The sequence below is a fragment of the Microcoleus sp. S13_B4 genome (assembly GCF_036700885.1).
In the GTDB taxonomy this organism is placed as follows: Bacteria; Cyanobacteriota; Cyanobacteriia; order Cyanobacteriales; family Microcoleaceae; genus Microcoleus.
In genome coordinates this window covers 1-20,221 of the sequence record NZ_JAUBPU010000019.1, presented here as the reverse complement: position 1 = coordinate 20,221, position 20,221 = coordinate 1, and the positions used below count along the sequence as shown (strand labels likewise).

The following is a 20,221-nucleotide window of genomic DNA, read 5'->3' as shown; positions in this document are numbered from 1 at the left end:
TACGACTTTTGTAACCTTTGCTGCAGGATAAGGATGGTAAGGGAGCAAATTTAGTCCCGTTCCCGCGATTCTTTTCCCCTGATCAATTACACCGCAGCGTTAATAGTTTATAAGCTATTACGTATCGTTCAAGTTAGCCATTCATCTTTAGGAATATTTGGGAAAACGGCGTTTTATTTCAGGTGGTGGATGATATTTGATTGGGCGGCCGACTAGCTAAATCAAAACTTGCACACGGGATAGAAACCGGGTTGATCTGAAAAATTTTGGGTTGAGTAACGAGACATATACGAACCCCCGGGTTTCTCAGACCAGGCGCTGATCTTCCTATAAATTTTCCCCTGATGCAGGTGCTTTGAGGCAGAAATTCTTGATTTTGTCACCGTCAATTTTGGGTTAGTCCTATACCAGAGGAGTTAGTTTTAAATTTTTTTGAGCGCTATTTTTCCTTAAGTTGCTGCTGGCAATTTTGCCCCTCGTAGGATACCGATCAAACTTTCTCAGGAAACTAAATTATCTCAAAAAGCCCGATCGACCGCCGATCGTCTCATAGGGCCTGCAATGCCGCAACAGCAAGGCTTTTGACGCTCGCTTTGACTTGCGTTAAACACGAAGGCGAACTGAGGGCTATCCGAGTCGTGCCCGCGCGACATGAAATTAACCAACGGCGGCGCAGTCGTCAGAATTGCTTGTGGGTGCGATCGGGCAAACTCTGATATAGTAAAGCCAGAGGTATGCCAGAGAGCGCTTGTTCTCTAACACATTTTCCAAGGGGAGATCAACTATGCTGCATCGAGTTCTTGCCAAAAGTCGCTATCTAATGTTAATCGCTGTATTCGGTTCTTTTGCAACGTCTGTGACGCTTTTGATCTACGGTGCCCTGGAAACCTTCATTACCATCGGCCACACAGCTACAGTACCGGTTTCTAGCGAAAACTCCAAACAACTGATTCTGTCTAGCATCGAAGTTGTAGATTTGTTTCTCCTCGCCACAGTATTTTACATTACTGCCCTCGGGCTTTACGAGCTGTTTATAGACGAGCGCATCAAAGTACCACACTGGCTGGAAATTCACACCATCGATGACCTAAAAACCAAACTCACCAGCGTCATTGTAGTAGTGTTAAGTGTATTGTTTCTCTCTGAGGTAGTTCGGTGGAACGGCGGGACGAACATCCTTCCCTTGGGAGCGGGTATCGCTTTAGTAATCGCTGCGCTGACATATTTTCTAAGTTCGCAGCTCAAAAAGCCGAAGTCAGATTAATGGCTGTTTGAGGAGGGAAATTAACCAAATCCGGCTGAACCAGCAACGGCAATCAAGTTGCATTATATTTCATAAGTAATTTAACATTACATCTGTATTGGGACTGATAAGAATGCAATCTGAAACTTGCTTTTAGAGAGAGGAAAGTAGTGGCTTCTAGTATATAAGATTAACTTTATGTTTAATAATTAGAGGTCATTATGCCCGAACAACAATTTGATACCTTACCTTCAGAAGCACAAGAACTCCCCCAAGGGGCGAAACAAATTTTTCAGGCGGCTTTTAAGAGCGCTAGTGAAGGTGGAATGAGCGCCGATGGTGCTACTAGCGTCGCTTGGAACAGCGTAAAATCTGAATACGTTAAAGGCGATGGGGGCACGTGGCATCACAAGGGCGACGATACTAACCAAACCCGCAAATCTGTACAGTCTGGTGGCAATTAGTTATCAGCCATCAGTAATATCGTGTCCGCTAACATAACCCCTATCCGTTGTGTAGTGAGGGCTTCATTCCTCAAATTTTGATGAGAACGAAGAATCCTCACTACCAACCAATTGCAGTGACGTTATTCTAGCGGGCATGAGATCATCAGTCCTTTGCAATGTACTCATCCTTTGTGGTTAATGGTTTACGTTGATAGCTGTTGGAATGGCGGTGGTACACAAGTTAATGCAGCTTGTTAATCGGCTGGCGCATATCCCATTGCAATTCGGCTAAAACTAGCAAGCTAAATACCATTACGGTTCCCGTAAATAGGAAAGACCAACGGCCCGTGAAAGGCAAAATCAAAATTCCCAACAGGTGAAATAAACTTGCTGCTAAAAGCGCGCGCGAGCGCACTGCAAATCCAGTCCCCAAATACCCTAGGCCGCTCATTCCCAACCACAGGGGACAGAGATTCGCCAACACTTTTCCCCACTTGAGAAAAATTGCTAGATCCGTCAGCAGCAATCCTAATAACATTAGTAGTACCCAACCGTAAAGCACCCAAGTCAGGCGTTCTATTTTGACCCAAGAGTATGTCATGCTTACCATTGCTGCTGTACCTACGAGGCTGAGCGCGGACCACAAACCTGCTTGCAGTATCCAACTCATAGAAAAAAATTGTGCTGTGCCGAAGATGGGTATCAACAGCAAGCTCCACAGCAAGCAAGTTCGATCGAGACAAGTATAAAATTGTGAATAAAACCGATCTTTGCCAAGGGGAAACTGAACCTGCCAAAGCCCTTCTAAATCCTGAACCTCGATCTTAAGCTGTTTCCGGCGCAGAGGCGGAACTGAATAATTAAAAAAGGTCATATCTGACACTATTAAAATTTACAATTATTTGCTTAGGTACTATCTCACCAGCTATCGCTATAATTGCAATCTGTCAATCGGATTAATCTAGTTAAGTTGATAATCTGTCGGCAGTAAGAGTTATTTGAACTCACCAGATTAAACAGGAAGAGAGAGATTGGACAACTTGATAAGATAGCTCTTGCGACAGATGGCTGGAATATTACTTATTCGATACTTTGAAAATAGTCAACTTTGTTACAGAATTTATGCTCACTTCATCCCATCCTCTGAAACAGGTATTCCACTGCCCGGAAGAATCGGATTTTTACGCGCACTGCTTGGAAAGTTTAGTGTTAAATGCTAGTGACAATTATCGACTTATAGTAGAGTTTGGTTCAGGAGAGGGAAGTCCAGTTATTAAGTCTTTGCTGAGAAGTGATTTTGAGGGGACAATACAGGGATTTGAGCTAAATAATGTAGCTTGGAAAATTGCTCAGTCTCAAATTAAGGAATATCAACTGAGCGAAAAATACACGGTCAACAATTGCTCTTTTTTTGATTCGCCTTTATACGAGTCGGCGGATTGTGTCATCTCAAATCCCCCTTACTTGCCGGCGGTGGATGATAAAATTTACCAGCCTCTGTTGCACGGCGGGAGTGATGGTTGTACAATTGCTAAGAAACTTTTATCTTTGGGCAGCGATGAAGTTTTGCTGATGGTTTCTAGCTATTCTAATCCTGTGGGTTTGATCGATTATGCCTTGGATCGAGGCTACTCGGTGGCGAATTTTGAAATTGCACCTTTAAATTTTGGCTATTATAGTTCGGAACCGAAGGTGAAAAGTGCGATCGCCAGTCTGCGAGAACAGGGAATGGCTTTTTATTCGGAAAACATCTATCTGCTGGCTGGAGTTTTGTTTAAGAAGCACCAAAAGTCGCAAAGAGATTTGTCGATCGAGCTAATTCAGTTAATGACAGCATTTTAAAATACAGGCCTGGTAGGGTGCATCTGAGATGTTGCACCATTCTCAGCAACAGGCAAGATGCCTATTCCACAAGAAATACACTTTTTGTGGAACAGGCATCTTGCCTGTTGCTAAAAGGCTTATTGAGAACGGTGCAATATCTAGGGTGCATCAGTCTTTGAGGCACCCTAGATAGCCGTTAATTCCGTTCTGCGGCTTGGATCGATCGCACCACAGCAGCCCCAGCCCGATCGCCGATCGACTTCTCCTGATCGTACCCCAACACCAGTTCCCACGCCTCCTGCGGGTATCTATCAACCAGCGGGATCGCCACTTCATCCAACATCCAGCGACCGTGACGTTCGTCTTCTTTGATGTGCAGTTCCCAATAACCCATCGCAGCCTGCGAGAGGCCCAGACGCTGGGCGGCGGCTAGATAATTGCGGTAAGCGACCGGCCCCGCCACCTCAAAATAAGTTAGTCCGCCGTTGTAGCGCAGAAAATGGCGCTTGCGTTCCGTCAGCAGAAAGTTGTGATTAATGCTTGCGAGCACTTCCCAAGGCACTAAATCGAAGTACGCTTCTGGTTCTGTACTCATCCCGAATTCAGCCAGCATTTGAGCAAAAAAGGTCGAATGCTTGCGGGGAAGGCGACCGCCGCCGTATTCTTCGATCAGCACTCGTGTAAGGGTGCACTGAATTTCGTTGCCGGCACCGCCGAGGATGCGAGAAAGGCGGCTGGCTTCCACTAAACCGTCGAAAGAGGCGATCGCCAGTAGGTGTTTGTATCCCTCTTCAGTCATCTGTTCCCGCTGGTAGCGATCGAGCTCAGTTAACGGAGGATCGACATCGGCGGCCGCGCGATCGCGCAGGGCTTGCTTGACATCCGACAATTTTTGCAACGCTGCAACGTCGATTTGCGCCAGTTCCCACTGCTGCCAAGGTTCCTCAATGCGATCGCGCACGGAACGCAAATAGTGCGATCGTTCGTTATTGTAGCGGCGCAAATCGTCGTACCAAAACAAGTTGAGGCGGTTGACGCGGTAAAGCACGCGCTGCAAGAAGCGGTGAGCGGCCTCATCGCCCGGTTCCTGTTGGTAAGCTGCTTGAATTGCATAGGCGATCGCGCTTTCAAAATCGCTGACAAGTAACGGTTTTGCCGCCACCGTCTTGTCTAAATCCTCGACTTCTAGCAAATTGACAAATTGGCGATCGGCTGCTTCGTAATTTGGGGGTGTGGGTTGCTTTTTGGGAAGACTCGGCGAGTCTATTTTGGGGAGTAAATCTGCCGTGTTTTGCATGGAATCAACTTTATTATGACTTTGATTATTGTGCTGCCTGCCCAAACAGCCAACCGTTGCAGATTGCTGAGGATTCTGGCTAATTACTTTCAAGATAGCCAATCAGTCAGCCGCATACACCCTTCCATTGATAGAGATTTGACCGCTACCGTCTCATACCCTTTTCAACTTGTGAGTCAAGGTAACAACGTTTATGGAAATTGGTATTAACTTATATCAGGCTTCCTTCTCAATCACCTGTTTATAAACGGGCATCTGGCCCGTTCCACAAAAACTAAATTTTCTTGTGCAAGAGGGATCTTGCTCGTTCTTCAAAAACTCAACCTTCTTGTGGAACGGGCATCTTACCCGTTCTTGAAAAACTCAATCTTCTTCTGGAACGGACATCTTACCCGTTCTTGAGACTGGTACAACCTATGACTACTATCAATTTAGGCGATCGCGAAAATACTCCTCATACAAGTTGCATCTCGCAGTGCAATAATTGCTCTCCTGCTTCACCAAACCCATACTGTTTAATTTAAACGCCAATTCTAGCCTTAATCGGATTGGCTTTGACACACTCGAAACCTCTCTCATCGCCTCGATTAATTCGGGATATTTTTCTAAATTCCACAAATGCCTCCGCAAATGGTCGCTGTAAATTCCTGCCTCCGTCGTGGCCGATTTCAGCAAGTGATTTAAAGTCACATCTTGACGGGCAATGCGATACATAGCCAGCCGCACCAAAAATGGATGACCTCCCACTAAAGCCATCAATTCTACAACTTCACCATCACTCCAATTCAATCCGTGCCGTGTAGCCAAATCTTGCACTTGCTGCGAATTAAACTCCGGCAATTCAATCGGCAACCCCACATTAAACGGCGATTTATTCACGTCCAGCGGGATATAAACTTCCGTCGAATGCACCACTACCAAGCGAAACTTTTTCCAAATATCTCGCCGTTTCGCTTCTTCGTGTAAAGCTCGCAATAATCCAAAAAAATCATCAGCAATTTCTGGCGATTCAAACAGGCGATCGCTCTCATCCAAACCTAACGTCAGAGGTTTTGAGGATTCTGAAAGTAAATACTGTTCAAAATAAGCTTTGCAGCACTGATTACTACCAATCAAATCCGCTAACTCCCAGCACTTAGGCAATTGCTCTAGCATTCCTAACTCTTGACCGATGCTAGCACAAAACCACTGCAAAAATGTATCTGAGTTAGCGAATATTTTCCTATTTGCTAGCTGAAAACTCAGCGCTACCGTGCGAGAACCTTGCACTTCTGCATGATGCAAAATCCTCGCCATCAAGGAAGTTTTGCCCATTTGTCGGGGTGCTTTGATGCGGATCAGCGCTCCCGGTTGGGCGATCGTCTCGTAACAGCGGGATTCGATGGGAGGGCGATCGATATAAAAACAAGAAGTGAGTTCAACTTGTCCTCCTGGCAATTCTGGCGCGGCTGCTGGCAGGGGTTGAATTATTGACTGTTTTGTGCTAGGAATTGCGTGCCATTCTACAGCTAATTCATGGTCGAGAGTTAACGATGTCCGACCTTCTTTAATAATGGTTAAAATTTCTGATACTAACTTTGATGAGTGACCAGCACCGCGCCACAGCCAGGGCTGAATTCCTGCTAAATAGCTGCGTAAATCAAAGGAAAGCGGTGTATTTAATTCAATAAAAATTGGTAAAATGGCTGGTTTATGAGAAGTTAAATTGTGCAATTCCTTGGCTAGCTGCACTTGTTCCAATACCATTTCGCTAGCGGCAGATTCTTCGGAAATCAGTAACAGCAAATAATCGCAACGTTTTAAATATGAGCTTGAGTCGCTGCTGTTGTTAATAAAAAAGACTTCGTGGCCCCCCGCACTCAAAGCTTGGTATAACTGCTGGGAAAGGGTGTTGTCTGAGATCGATCCTCTTCGAGGGCTTCGCCAACGGGCGTTGGCGTTAGCGAAGCGATCCGAAGGAAAGCCCTCGAAGACGATCGCCACTTTTGCCCTCACCAGCACTATCTCCTCTGGCTCTGAATTCGCTTCAAAATCAGCTATATCGCGCCATTCCTGCCCCAATCCGCGACAAATTTCGATGAAATTGGCATAATCCACAGGTTTGCCATTCAGAAAATGGCTGACAGTAGATTGGGCCATGCCTAAATCCTCAGCCAAAATTTTTTGACTGGGAAAGCCATTTCTCAGGAGACAGGATTTAACTGCACGAATGCACTCTTCGCGCACCCTTAGCGATCGTGGCATTGCTTATAACAATCAAGACACTGAAACCATCATAAATGCCAACCGTCCCTAAAGTCGATGAAAAGTCGATGAAAAGTCGATGAATTTTCAAATAAGTCAGTCGCTAACTCAAATAGCCACCTGATTAGATTAGAAATAACAAGGTTGAATCCCATCACAACGAGGTAAAAGCATTGTGCATTCTATCCTAATTTGGTCGCTGGCCTCAGCCACTAATCAACCCGGTTTCGCCTTCACACCCCCGATCTTGTGGTTGCTAGTCGGAGTTTTGCTTAGTGCGATCGATCTATTAATCCAAAAAACTCAGCCCCAAAAATACAGGTTTTACGTGCTAATGATGGGTGCTGCTGCTCTAATTGAATCCTTCGTTTTGTGGAGAGGATCAGTCGCCTTCCAATTTAATTGGACGATGGTAATGTATGAAGATTTTGACTGGCAGATATTCTACTGGATGGGGATAGCTCTCGCCCTGAGCATCTGGATTCGACCAATTTTTATTGTTCGCAAAAAGTTTGTGATTCCCGAAGCCACGGAAGCCACAACAATCTCCGAGATTTTCCCTGGAGAAACCGGAATGGTGATTTATGAAGGGGCTTCTTGGAAAGCTCGCAATGAAGATTCCCAAGGGGCGATCGCACCCAGACAAAAAGTTTACGTTTTGCGGCGCGAAGGAAACACGCTGATTGTTGTACCTGACAGATTAATTCACATCAACAGCTAAATCTCAGTTAGCTCTTTTATGACTCGGCGATTGAAATCGCTTCTACACAAACAAAGTCCCTCTCTAAGAGACTAATAAATCACTCTCAACTGTCAACTGTCAACTATTTACCAGGAGATTCACTATGTATCAGTATTTTTTGACTGTATTGTTGGCTATCACCGGAGTATCCTTAGCGAGCAGCGTTAAAATTGTCCGTCAAGGAGATGAGGCGTTAGTTGAAATTTTCGGAAAGTACGATCGCAAAAAACTAGAACCGGGTATAACCTTTTTGATTCCCTTTGTCGAGCAAGTGGCCTATAAACAAACTCTGCGCGAGCAAATTTTAAACTTGCCAGCGCAAGAATGCACAACGCGCGATCGGGTTGCCGTCACCGTCGATTTTATTGTGTACTGGCGAATCATTGACTTAGAAAAAGCTTCCTACAAAGTGCATAATCTCAAGGAAGCAATGTTAAATATGCTGATTCTTTCCATTCGGACTCACCTTGCTAAATTATCTGTCGAGGAACTCTACACGGCTCGCAATGAAATCAATAATGCTTTAGTGGAGGAGTTGGATACAACGACAGATCCTTGGGGTGTGAAGTTTACGAGAGTGGAATTGCGCGATTTTGCGATCGGCAGTAAAGTGATTCATCCTACATCCATTGACCGGAAAGAAGTACAAAAGCTGCGAGCTTAGAGATTAGTATTTCCTCCTTTTCCTCGTTACCAGGCAGAGCCTGGTAACGCTGAACCAGAGCCTCTGCTTCGCCGACTTTAATTCGCCTTGTATATACCATTTAAGGAGACAAAATCATGACTAAATATCAAGTATCAAGTATGAGCAATTTAGCTTATAACGGTTGCGGATGCTTATTGCTTTCAATGGGCATTGGAGCAATTGGTGCGATCGCTCTGGCATCATTTCTGAATGCTAGCAATAAACCCATGATTTCAGAAGCAAAACTGTATGTTGGCTCCATGAACAAAGCGCAGCAAGCTCAATTTGCTGAAAAAAGTGCTTTTGCTACTTCTGTTAATGCTTTGGGAATTGGGATTAAAACCGAGACAACAAATTTCAAGTATTCAGTTCGCGCCACTAAAAAAGCAGCATTTAATTATGGAGTATCCAAGGAAAAAGGCTTTAAAAGTTATGTCGGCGGTGTCTTTCTAGTTTCTGCTAAAAATTTTGAGCCAAATGCTGCTAAAGATGAAATAACTACAAAGTCCATATTGTGCGGCTCTGATTTTCCCGGTACAATTAAACCAGCGGAACCCACCTATGAAAATGGTAAGATTGCTTGCGGTAAAGGCACGACACAAGTGACCAGATAATCTAATTATAGGCCAGATTATGACAGTCGATTACCAATATCAAATCGGAGGCAGTCTCCCGCAAAATGCACCTACTTATGTAGTGCGACAAGCTGACTCAGAACTTTATCAAGCCCTCAAAGCCGGAGAGTTTTGTTACGTGCTCAATTCCCGACAAATGGGCAAATCCAGTTTGCTGGTGCGAACTGTACAAAAACTCTCCGCTGATGGCATTGCCTGTGCTACGATCGACCTTTCTGACATTGGCAACCAGCAAGTCTCTCTAGATAAGTGGTACGGCGGCGTCGCTTACAAGCTATTGTGCAGTTTCAACCTGTTTAACCCAGTCGAGTTTATGACTTGGTGGCGGGAGAGAGAGTTGATGTCGCCAGTGCAGCGCTTAGGAGAGTTAATTGAAGAATTGCTGCTGGCAAAACTTCCTCAACCTCTTGTCATTTTTATTGATGAAATTGATAGCGTTCTCAGTTTCCAAGAACCCCTAGACGATTTTTTTGCATTACTTAGATGTTGCTACAATAAACGCGCTCACAATTCAGAATACCAGCGCATTACATTTGCTTTGCTGGGAGTAGCTACCCCATCGGATTTAATTAGCGATGCAACTCGTACCCCGTTTAATATCGGTTTAGCTATTGAATTGCACGGTTTTAACTTACAAGAAGCTCTGCCTTTAACCAAGGGATTTGAGGGAAAACTAGACAATCCTCTTGAGGTTTTAAAAGATATTTTGGATTGGACGGGAGGGCAGCCATTTCTGACTCAAAAGCTTTGCAAGCTGATTCTAAATCATGTAAAAAGCTTAGCATCGGCTTCTCTTATATCAGACGCAACGGATGAAAGCAAAAGTGAATTTTTTACTACAAATCAATTGTTCATTAGCGAAATAGTTCAATCTCATATTATTGATAATTGGGAATCGTCTGATGAACCTGTACACATCAAAACAATTCGCGATCGCCTTCTCAGAAGTCAGCACCGCGCCAGTAGGTTATTAGGACTATATCAAAAAATATTGCCACCCTGCGATCCCCCTCAACCCCCCTTAATCAGGGACGAGAAAATGCCAGAATTACCCTTGTTAAGGGAGGGTGCGGGAATCTGGGCGGATGATACTCCCGAACAAACAGAATTGCGGCTGAGCGGATTGGTAGTAAAACGAGCCGGAAAATTAACCGTATCCAACCGCATTTACGCAGCTATATTCAACCCAAACTGGGTAGAAAAAGCACTCGGCGACTTGCGCCCCTATGCTGAAGCCCTAACAGCATGGATAGCTACAAATTGTCAAGACGAATCTCGCTTGTTGCGGGGTCAAGCACTGGAAGATGCCCAACAGTGGGCGGCAAATAAAAGCTTGAGCACACAAGATTATCAATTTTTAGGTGCGAGTCAAGAAGCGGAATTTGCCAAATTGCGCGATCGCGAAAAACAAACTCAAACTGAAATTGAACAACTGCGCCGCGAAAAAAAGTTACTAGAGGAACTAAGCGAAGCACAAAAGCAGAAAAAAGTGATGGCAGTTAAACTTTGGCGCGAGCAACAACTGAGAGTGCAAACAGTTACAGGAGCCGCCGTCATATTAATATCAATCCTAATAGTAGCTTTTTGGGTTAAACCGTCAATCGAAGAAAGAAACAACAAAATTCTCACCCTCAGTTTGCTATCAGAAACGCTATTTGCCGCAGATAAAAAAGAAGAAGCTTTGCTAGAAAGCATTAGAGCTGTTACAGAAATGAAACGATCGCTCGGAGTGAGTTCAGATATTCAGATGCGAGTGGCGATCGCCCTCGAACAGGCAGTTTACAACTTTCGGGAACGCCGCCGCTTGCAGAGTCAAGCGAGTACCCTCGCTTTCGTGAGTTTCAGTCCCGACAGTCAAACAATTGTGACGGCTACCGATAATTATATCAAACTTTGGCAAACTAATGGAACTTTGCAAGCCACATTGACAGGGCATACTGATAAAATTAGAAGTGCAATATTCAGTCCTAGCGGTGAGATTATTGTCTCAGCCAGCGACGACAAAACTGTAAAAATTTGGCAAAAGAATGGCAAATTAATTCATGATTTAAAAGGACACAGCGGTCAAATAACAAGCGTCTTTTTGAGTCCCGATGGTAAAATCATTGTTTCAGCAAGTGCCGATGGAACTGTTAAACTCTGGAAAATCAACGGTGAAGAATTGTTAAGTTTTAAAGTGGAGCGAGGTTGGATAACCAGCGCCAGTTTTAGCCCAGATGGTCAGATAATTGCTGCGGCTGGCACTGATGGCACTGTTAAACTTTGGAGTTTGACAAAGGTTGTGGAAAAGTTGCAAAAACAGCAGTCCATCCAAGCAAGCACCGATATCCAATTGCTCCGAAGCTTACAGATTGAAAGTGATAAAATTATGAGTGTAACTTTCAGTCCCGACGGAGCAATGCTGGCGACTGCAAGTGCTGGCGGAACTGCGAGAATTTGGAGGAAAGACGGCAAACCGCTAAGTATTTTAAAGCATACAAGTGGATTGACAAATATCAGCTTTAGTCCCGACAGTCAAATGTTGCTATCTGCAAGCACAGACAAAATGCTGAGGCTGTGGAACATTGACGGTACATTGCTCAAAACTTTAAAAGGTAACAAGGATGCTGTTTGGAGTGCGAGTTTTAGTCCAGACGGCAAGGCGATCGCTAGTGCTAGTGCTGACGGTACGGTGATGCTGTGGAATCTTAATCTTGACGATTTGCTGGTGCAGGGCTGCAATGTCGCCCACAATTATTTTAAGACAAATCCGATCGCAAATCAAAACAATCGCCACCTCTGCGACGGGATTGGAACTCAGTCAGAACTCACGCAAAAAAAATCAGGTTAAGAGTCAATCGATTTTAGATTTTAGATTAAAGATTTTAGAATTAAAGCATTGACCCCACGGATGAATCCGGGGGCTTGTATCCTGGATGCTTTCGGTCAAAATGTTGAGTTGGGCAGCAAAGTATCTAGGCAGAAACCGGCTTTTTGACCGCCCCTGCGTCTAGGGCTGATATGGTTAAAATTGGTAGCAGCTAATAGGTAATAGGTCAGCCCGATCGGTGTATTCAACTCTAGAACAAAAGTACCAGCGCCTGCAAAAAGACTTAACAGGCGGAGTCATCGCCCTTGGGGGCATTTTATGCACGGGTAGTCTCTGGTATTGGCAGGTGGAAAAATGGCCTTTGCTGGATGCCGCTTACATGACAGTCTTTACCCTAGCAACTGTGGGCTACGGTGAACTTCACCCCCTCGGCCAACGCGGGCGAATGTTTACGATATGCCTGATTTTGATGGGCGTGATTGTGATTGGTTTCATCGTCAACCGCTTTACAGAAGCGCTGATTCAAGGATATTTTCAAGAAGGAGCAAGAATTAGGCAGCAGCGACGATTGGTAGATTCTTTGATGGGGCATTACATTCTCTGCGGTTTTGGGCGCACGGGCCGCCAAATTGCCTTGGAATTTCAGGCCGAATATATCTCTTTTGTGGTGATTGATTCGGCGGTGCCGTCGGTTGAGGCAGCTTTGGCGCTGGGGTACACGGCTGTCCAAGGAGACGCGACTCTGGACGAAACTTTGCTGAATGTGGGGATCGATCGCGCAATTTGCATAGTAGCAGCTTTGCCTTCGGACGCCGAGAATTTATATACTGTCATGTCGGCGAAAACTCTGAATCCGAAGGTACGGGCGATCGCCCGCGCCACCACAGAAGAAGCCGTAAAGAAGTTGCAGCGGGGCGGGGCCGATGCCGTCGTATCCCCCTACATTACCGGCGGAAAGCGGATGGCGGCAGCGGCTTTGCGGCCTCAAGTTATGGATTTTTTAGACGGTGTTTTGACCGGCACCGATAGTTCTTTTTACATGGAAGAATTTTTGGTCGATCCCAATACTTGTGTCTACGTCGGGCAAACTTTGAGAAATGCCAAGTTGCGATCGCAATCGGGGGCCTTGGTGTTAGCAGTGCGGCGCGCTGGCGGGACTTTGATTGTCGGGTCTACTGGAGAAACTGTGATCGAAGGAGGAGATATGCTGATTTGTTTGGGTACTGCGGAACAACTGCGAACTCTCAATCAAATCCTCAGTCCCCTGAGTTTTCGCCTCCCCCGGCCCCCGAACTAATACGATGTCAGGTTTCTTGTCAGGAATGCAAGTCCTCTCTCAATCAATGCTTCCCATAACAATTGACACTCGATGGCGTAAACACAGGGGGATTCTTTAACCTGGACTTCCCCCCCTACAAATGTACTAACAGTCGTCAAACTTTTACTCCACAAATAAGACAACTGTTGAGCTGAAAATTTGACCCATTTATACACAATAGCTGACGCAGGCGATCGCGATCGTCTGTTGTAGATTCAATATAATTGCCGATCACAAACAGATATCAATCATCTACATGGGTACACAATTTTTTACTCAACAGTTGAAACCTTTGTGATCAGAGGCTTAAAAATGCTAAATATCGAATCGAATTAACGCGACGGTGTTTGCGAGACTTGGGGGTATTATAGAGATAATTTTAACGGTCTGTACTTACTGACTCAAGAATTGAGAGAAGTGATGGTATAATAGGCGGTCTTGCTTCTCTAACCTTAGAGAGAAGCAAGACCGATGCAGAAATACGTCCTAAGAGTTTTGCGATCGCCCTTAGCGTCAGGTAATATTCTTGTTAATTATTGCGCTTCGCTCAGGAGAAAAAATTTATGCCAGATATGTCCGGTCAAGACCCCTCGGAAATTAAAATGGCGACGGTTGATGAAGAAGAAAAAGGCGCAACGTTTAGCGGTACGGTCATCCTTGGTATCGATGTCGAGGGTGCTGGGGAAGTCCTTTTCTTCAGAGACTTTTTGATTGAAGATTATAAAGGCGAACTTACCGCTTATCTGGCAACAGATGGCAATATAACGAAAAGCATTGATTTAGGCGAAGTTAAGCATAAGAACACCAGCTTTAAGCTGCCAATTCCGCTGGGGACGGATACATCACCCTACAATACCGTCGTGCTGCGCGACGAAAAAAGCAAGAAAAAAGTTGTGACGATCAAGCTGTAAAATTTGCAATTTAGCTCGTAGTTCAGCCAAATTCGTTAGCGCAGCCCTCGAAGAGGATCGCCCTTTTTTTCCTGAAGTGCGATCGCTCTTAAATTAAGGTGCGTCACTTTCGATCGAACGGCGAAGTTTTGCGATCGCTCGTAAAGTGATGCACCCTAATTTTTAAAATGGAATCGGATCGTAATCGGGATTTTCCGGTTCGTTAGAGGGACCCGACTGGCGATCGGACTCAGAATTTGAAGACTGATGCGAGTTCCAATCCGAACTAGATGTGCGGTTAGCGCCGCCTGGAGCGCTGTTAGAACTGCGGTTCCGCGAGCCTAAAGGAACTACATTGCTCGGCACATTAGCCGGCGCGGTGTCGCGAATTTGAGCTGGTTCGGGGGCTGTTCTACCTGCGGGAGCCGCACTCATGGCATCGGCGCCGACACTGTAAATCCTTTGAGCTGTCAGTTCAGCGCGCTTTTCTTTAATACCATCTCTTTCGATCGTATTCATGCTCAGCCTTCCCTCAATAATCACGCGATCGCCCTCGTGATATTTTTCGTGAATTTCTTGAGCAAAATTTCCCCATCCTATCACTTTCAAATGTTCGGGCGGATCTTCTGGTTTGGGGCCGGGAAACTGCACCAACATCTCAGCGATTTGAAGTTGATTGTCTGGAGTATAACGGAGTTGCGGTTGTTGAATTATTTCCGCCATCAAAATGCAGCTATTCATCTGTTATCTGTGCGTAATTGGGAATTGGAGGTTGAAGAAAGAAGGAAGAAAGAAGAAGGAAGAAGGAAAAAGTAGCTCTCCGTGTACCGATGACTTGTGCGTCTTGCTTTTGGCAATAGCAAATAGCAAATTGGTAATTGGTAATTACTGATTTTTCTGCACTCTTGGCTATTAGTTGTCGCCGATTACCGATTACCCATTACCAAATTTATCTTGGCGAACCGCCGCCTCGGTTTGGCTGACAAAATCGTGAACGAGGGCGCGGTACTCCTTCAAAGTTTCAGATACCCAATCTCGATCCTCGCTGTTGGCGAAGATATGAACGGTCGGTTCACTAGCATCGGGCAAAACTAATACCCAATTGTCGTCGCTGTAGTTAAAAATCTTCACTCCATCTACTAATTCTAAACGATCGGGCGAATGAGTTTCTACTAAATGTCGCATCAGCGAACCCTTGATCGTCCAAGGACAGCGGACGCTGTAACTGCGGTGGGTGACGCGGGGAAGTTCCGCCTTGATCTGTCCGAGCGATCGCTCCTGAATCGTCATCATTTCTATCACTTTAGCAATGCAGAACATTCCGTCAAATCCGGGATGCAACTGCGGGAAAATAAAACCCATAAGGCCGCTGCCGCCCAAAACCACATTCGGGTTCCTGTTAGCGGCTTCCATCAAAGCAGTTGGGTTCGCCTTCGTGCGGATTACCTTGCTTTGATAGCGGCGGGCGATCGCCTCCACCGCAGAAGACGCATGCACTGGTACTACTACTGTACCTTTGGGATGAGAAGTCAGCATCAAATTTACCATCAACGCCGTCAGCATTTCCCCACGAATCGCTATCCCAGACTCATCTACCAAAATGAGCTGTTCGCCGTTAGCCGATACCTGCACTCCAAAATTAGCGCTGAGTGCTTTCACCACCCGGCCGAGTTGGTCAAGCAAATATTCCCGTTCCCCGTTGCTCAGAGAAGTCTGCTTGAGACTGGCATTGAGCACCACCGCATCGCAGCCAAACTTGGCGAGCATTTGCGGCAGAATTGCTCCGGAAACCGCGTAAACGTAATCGATTACCACCTTAGTATTGCTGTAGCGTATGGCCTCAACATTCATCTGTCGCTCAAAAATGCGGTTGTAAACGTCGAGAGCTTGGTTAAAGTACGTCATGTCTCCAATTTCCGGAATTAGAGCCCGCCGCAAATCTTCTTTAAAATAAGCCCCCTCAATTTTTTTCTCAGCTCCTTTAGTAATATTGATGCCTTTGATATCGAAGAATTCAATTAAAATGTGGTCGGAGCGATCGGGCGAAATGCGAACATGAATGCCGCCGGCAATCGACAGCGTAGACGAAACCGTGCGCGCGATCGGAATTGCCGTCGATTCCAAATTGATCACATTAATTCCCACCGACATCAAACCCGCAATCAAAGACCTCGAAACCATCCGCGAAATGCTCCGCTGGTCGCGAGAAACCGATACCGAAGTCCCGGGTTTCAAAGTCGAGCCATAAGCCGCGCCCAATTTCACTGCAAATTCCGGAGTAACATCCACATTTGCCAGTCCTTGAACGCCACGCTGACCGAACAAATTCCGCTTAGCTTGTTCTCCCCAAATTAAATTTTGATTTAACAGAGCGCCGGATTCAATATTTTTGCTCGGCCATACGCGCACGCTTGGCCCCACTTGTGCTTCTTCTCCCACGATGGACATTGAACCGACGACAGCACCTTCGAGGACGTGAGCGCGCCTGTCTACGCGGGTACTCCGGCAAATCACGCAGGCCCTAAGATGAGCGTCTTCACCGACAATTGCTCCGTTCCAGACAATGGGACGTTTGAGGTTGGCGTCGGCCCCGACAGTCACGTTATCTCCGATAACTGTACCGGCATCGATTTTAACTCGGGCTGCAATTCGGCAATTGTTGCCGATCATGGCCGGTACTTCGATGATCGCGCTATCGTCAATAAAAGTATTCTGACCTACCCAAATTCCTGATCGAACTTCGTTGTAGTAGCTCAAATCCAGTTTGACCTTTCCCCGCAGCGCGTCGTACTGAGATTCCCGGTAAACATCTAGCTGGCCAACATCGCACCAGTAACCCTCGGCGATGTAGCCGTACATCGGCTCGTTTTTTTCCAGTAGCATGGGAAACAAGTCTTTGGAGAAGTCGCACTCCTGATTTGCCGGCAGGTAATCCAAGACCTCGGGTTCTAAAATATAAATGCCGGTATTGATAGTATCGGAGAAAATTTCGCTGCTAGAAGGCTTTTCCAGAAAGCGACTGATGCGGTAATTTTCCTCGGTAATCACGACCCCGAATTCCATCGGGTTGGGAACGCGAGTTAAAATTAACGTGGCTTTGGATTGCTTGCTGCGGTGAAATTTGATCGCTGCCGTTAAGTCGAAGTCTGTGATGCTGTCGCCGCTGATGACCAGAAAAGTTTGATCGAGCAGTTCAGCAATATTTTTGACGCAACCAGCCGTACCCAGCGGTTGGTCTTCCTCCACAGCGTAAGTCATTTGAACGCCAAACTCTGCCCCGTCAGTAAAATATTCGCGCATGACATCGGGAAGATAGTGCAGCGTTGCAATAATTTCCGTGATCTGATGCCTTTTTAGCAAATTAATAATGTGTTCTGCGATCGGGCGATTAAGAATCGGCACCATCGGTTTGGGCAAATCGCACGTCAGGGGTCTGAGCCTCGTTCCCGACCCCCCAGCCATTAGCACTGCACGCATAAAATCCTCCTTGCTTAGAAAGCTCTCTACCGTCATTGTCCGCTAGAAAAAGTTTCCCTGCTGTAATTGGTTGGCCGCCAACTCTCAGTTCTTACTTAAATATCTTCGAGTAGTGACACGTCTGGGAAATCCCGTTCGGCCAGGCTGTCCCCCAACAGCAACCGATTTCAACCGAATTAGAACTTGCGGCGCCACACCAATCGCCCGATCGAGCTCGGATTTGTAGGGGATGTTGGGTACTACCAGTTAAAAATAAATAATGCCACTGTAGCCCCGTGCTCGAAACCCTTCTGTCATCAGTCATTCCCAATTCTTTAATTCTTCAATTCTTCCATCGTATAAGCCCTCAGAATCCTCGACTTTTGGCAGAAGTTCCTTCTTGCTGGCTCGGTGAAAGCTATTTCGGGGGTGTTATTTTTAAGTTTGTGGCCAGCGGGGATTTTGAAGTCTCTTTCTGAAGGTGGAATTACTACAGCTATCGGTGCGCCTTGGCGTCTGATAAATGATAGATTAAGAGTAGCGCTTTGACTAGCTGACCCAAAATCCTATCTATTGCTTAGGGGTTTTTTAAATGAGTACGTTAATTAGCTTGGCATTGCTGATCGCTTACGGTGGCGGTATTTGGAAATTTTGGAATGGTTTCGATCGCACTAACTTCGATCGAAGTTTTGCAAATCGCCTGAAGCTGTCGCTGCTTTGGCCTGCATTAATTTTTAATAAGCCTTACCGCCAAAACTTTACAAAGGCTCTCAAAGCCTCTAAAAGGTAATTCAAGAATGTCTAAAAAGTCCGAACGCCCAGCAAGTACAAGCGAGCAAACTTGGTTTGCCAAAGGCAAATCAGATAGCTGGCAAGTTTTACTATCGCAGGTTGCTGCCCGGTTCGATCGCGAATACCGGGGAGAAGCTTTCGCTTTACCCGAAGAAGTCGAAGCAATGCCGATTTTCCTAGAATCAGTCGCAGGAACTCTCCAAGCAAAAACAGTTTCTCCCTTCTGGAAAATTGCCAAACCTCAAAAAAATCAGCGCTGTTTAGACATTGGCTGCGGAGTCAGCTTTCTGATCTACCCTTGGCGGGATTGGGAGGCATATTTTTACGGTCAAGAAATCAGCAGCGCAGCGCGAGACGCCTTAAACGCTCGCGGCCCTCAGCTCAATTCTAAGCTGTTCAAAGGCGTAGAATGGGCTCCCGCTCACCAGTTAAATTACGAGGAGGCTCAGTTCGATTTATGCCTCGCTACAGGCTTTAGCTGTTACTATCCCATAGACTATTGGAGTATTGTCATGGGAGAAGTAAAACGGGTACTAAAACCGGGCGGTCATTTTGTTTTTGATGTCCTCAACCCCACTGCTCCTCTAGCAGAAGATTGGGCAATTTTGGAAACTTATCGAGCCGGCGAAGTATTTTTAGAGACACTAGAAGATTGGGAAAAAATGATAAAATCTGCGGGCGCTAAGGTAGTCAAAAAGCAAAGCGGCGACTTATTTCAAATGTATAAAGTTCAATACAATTGAGAGTTAAGGGGAATAGGTAATTAGCTTTGTAGTCAAAACTTCAATCGTCCAAAGCCTGGTCTGGCAGACGAAAAACAACTTCATTCTTAGTGGAGAAAGTAGGGTGGCTTCACTAAGTAGAAATTAGTTTGAGAACCAACAAATATTCAAGCTGACGCACCCTACTAACTATAGCAACCGTCAAGGCAGTTATGGCATAAACGGGAAGTAGTCCTTATCCTGCCGTGCGATCGCTCCATGCCAAAACCCTACAGCTACGACCTTCGTCAGAAGGTGCTCGAAGCCATAAAACTCAATGGTTTGAAGATTAGTGAAGCCAGTCTCCTGTTCAACAGAGCGTCGCAACACGATCAGCTTAGGGTTTTCCATACCAGCCAAAAGTGGGAGCTTTGAAGCGTTACCCAATAAACCTCCCGGCAAGGGTCATAAAATTACTGACGCTGGAAAAATTCCGCGAGGCAAGGCTTGACTCATGGGAATAAAACTCAGATGGAGATGGCATCATTGAAGGGAGGGGGAAATTAGCGCTCGCACCATCTCACGGGCATTGAAAAAGATTGGTTTCACTCGAAAAAAAAACTTACGCCATTCCCAGAACCGGATGAAGTCAAACGCAAGGCGTTTATAGTTCAGTTGTCCAGTGTAGCCCCAGATCAGATTGTTTACCTCTCCCGAGTCTGGGATGGATCGGCCCTGCTCTGTACGATTATGGTTGGAATCAAAGAGGTCAGCGGTTCTATGCACTCAGATCAGGACGACGTAAGGGGCGGGTGAACATGATGGCAGCGCCAATGGGCCCCAACCTGATAGCTCCGTTTACTGTCTGAGGGAGCGTGTAATCGAACAGTGTTTTAAACGTGGCTAGAAACAAGTTTGCGAACCACACTCCAAGTTTGACAAGTTGTGGTGATGGATAATGCCACCTTCGATTCATAGCGGGCGCATTGAGCCACTGATTGAGAATGTGGGTGGCAAACTACTGTACTTAGGGCTTGCTGAATATATCGATCGCATATTACCTGGCCTGGGTTAAGAACTGGTGCGTTCGAGAGTCATCGCCGTGAAAAACAGGTAAAATAGATCAAAACCCGTGCATC

General features: G+C 45.9%; 16 protein-coding genes. 11 read left to right on the top strand and 5 right to left on the bottom strand.

What is annotated here, in order from left to right:
* Positions 1-784 precede the first annotated feature (784 nt).
* Both QT994_RS13135 and QT994_RS13130 read left to right on the top strand, forming a co-directional pair.
* Entirely contained in the window at positions 785-1,264 is a 480-nt protein-coding gene (locus QT994_RS13135; RefSeq protein ID WP_333045461.1) for a YqhA family protein, read from the top strand.
* A 200-nt stretch (positions 1,265-1,464) separates the two neighbouring features.
* Complete coding sequence (locus QT994_RS13130; RefSeq protein ID WP_333175117.1) at positions 1,465-1,707, top strand: ChaB family protein; 243 nt, start codon at positions 1,465-1,467, stop codon at positions 1,705-1,707.
* A 223-nt stretch (positions 1,708-1,930) separates the two neighbouring features.
* Here the strand turns inward: QT994_RS13130 and QT994_RS13125 are convergent, their stop codons facing one another.
* Positions 1,931-2,563 (bottom strand): hypothetical protein, encoded by a 633-nt coding sequence (locus QT994_RS13125; protein ID WP_333175113.1) that lies wholly within the window; start codon positions 2,561-2,563, stop codon positions 1,931-1,933.
* 248 nt (positions 2,564-2,811) lie between these two features.
* Here QT994_RS13125 and QT994_RS13120 point away from each other — a divergent pair, with 248 nt between their 5' ends.
* Entirely contained in the window at positions 2,812-3,531 is a 720-nt protein-coding gene (locus QT994_RS13120) for an SAM-dependent methyltransferase (protein ID WP_333175111.1), read from the top strand.
* A 178-nt stretch (positions 3,532-3,709) separates the two neighbouring features.
* Here the strand turns inward: QT994_RS13120 and QT994_RS13115 are convergent, their stop codons facing one another.
* Both QT994_RS13115 and QT994_RS13110 read right to left on the bottom strand, forming a co-directional pair.
* A complete protein-coding gene (locus tag QT994_RS13115) occupies positions 3,710-4,912 on the bottom strand; it encodes an iron-containing redox enzyme family protein (RefSeq protein WP_333175109.1) in 1,203 nt (400 codons plus the stop codon).
* A 324-nt stretch (positions 4,913-5,236) separates the two neighbouring features.
* Entirely contained in the window at positions 5,237-7,054 is a 1,818-nt protein-coding gene (locus tag QT994_RS13110) for an AAA-like domain-containing protein (protein WP_333175105.1), read from the bottom strand.
* A 175-nt stretch (positions 7,055-7,229) separates the two neighbouring features.
* Here QT994_RS13110 and QT994_RS13105 point away from each other — a divergent pair, with 175 nt between their 5' ends.
* The 6 genes from QT994_RS13105 (at position 7,230) to QT994_RS13080 (ending at position 14,154) form a co-directional block, all read left to right on the top strand.
* The gene (locus QT994_RS13105) at positions 7,230-7,775 is read left to right on the top strand and encodes an NfeD family protein (RefSeq protein ID WP_333175103.1); all 546 of its coding nucleotides are present in this window, start codon (positions 7,230-7,232) and stop codon (positions 7,773-7,775) included.
* Positions 7,776-7,899: 124 nt separating this feature from the next.
* Positions 7,900-8,460 carry an SPFH domain-containing protein gene (locus tag QT994_RS13100; RefSeq protein WP_333175100.1) on the top strand — a complete coding sequence of 187 codons (561 nt, stop codon included), beginning with the start codon at positions 7,900-7,902 and terminating at the stop codon, positions 8,458-8,460.
* A 116-nt stretch (positions 8,461-8,576) separates the two neighbouring features.
* Positions 8,577-9,095, top strand: coding sequence for a type IV pilin-like G/H family protein (locus tag QT994_RS13095; RefSeq protein ID WP_333175099.1), 519 nt, complete (start codon positions 8,577-8,579; stop codon positions 9,093-9,095).
* A gap of 19 nt (positions 9,096-9,114) precedes the next feature.
* Entirely contained in the window at positions 9,115-11,946 is a 2,832-nt protein-coding gene (locus QT994_RS13090) for an AAA-like domain-containing protein (protein WP_333175097.1), read from the top strand.
* A gap of 217 nt (positions 11,947-12,163) precedes the next feature.
* Positions 12,164-13,222, top strand: a complete 1,059-nt coding sequence (locus QT994_RS13085; protein ID WP_333175095.1) for a potassium channel protein — start codon at positions 12,164-12,166, stop codon at positions 13,220-13,222.
* A gap of 584 nt (positions 13,223-13,806) precedes the next feature.
* Entirely contained in the window at positions 13,807-14,154 is a 348-nt protein-coding gene (locus QT994_RS13080; RefSeq protein WP_333175092.1) for a hypothetical protein, read from the top strand.
* Between the two features lie 162 nt (positions 14,155-14,316).
* Here QT994_RS13080 and QT994_RS13075 read toward each other — a convergent pair whose 3' ends face one another.
* Positions 14,317-14,874, bottom strand: a complete 558-nt coding sequence (locus tag QT994_RS13075) for a single-stranded DNA-binding protein (protein ID WP_333175089.1) — start codon at positions 14,872-14,874, stop codon at positions 14,317-14,319.
* A gap of 192 nt (positions 14,875-15,066) precedes the next feature.
* The gene (locus tag QT994_RS13070) at positions 15,067-17,610 is read right to left on the bottom strand and encodes a mannose-1-phosphate guanyltransferase (protein WP_333045446.1); all 2,544 of its coding nucleotides are present in this window, start codon (positions 17,608-17,610) and stop codon (positions 15,067-15,069) included.
* 571 nt (positions 17,611-18,181) lie between these two features.
* On the opposite strand from QT994_RS13070, the gene QT994_RS13065 reads away from it, so the two are divergent.
* Both QT994_RS13065 and QT994_RS13060 read left to right on the top strand, forming a co-directional pair.
* Positions 18,182-18,379: a hypothetical protein gene (locus tag QT994_RS13065; RefSeq protein ID WP_333030091.1), complete on the top strand. Its 198-nt coding sequence runs from the start codon at positions 18,182-18,184 to the stop codon at positions 18,377-18,379.
* Positions 18,380-18,386: 7 nt separating this feature from the next.
* Positions 18,387-19,124 carry a class I SAM-dependent methyltransferase gene (locus QT994_RS13060; protein ID WP_333175086.1) on the top strand — a complete coding sequence of 246 codons (738 nt, stop codon included), beginning with the start codon at positions 18,387-18,389 and terminating at the stop codon, positions 19,122-19,124.
* The last annotated feature ends 1,097 nt before the right edge of the window (positions 19,125-20,221 follow it).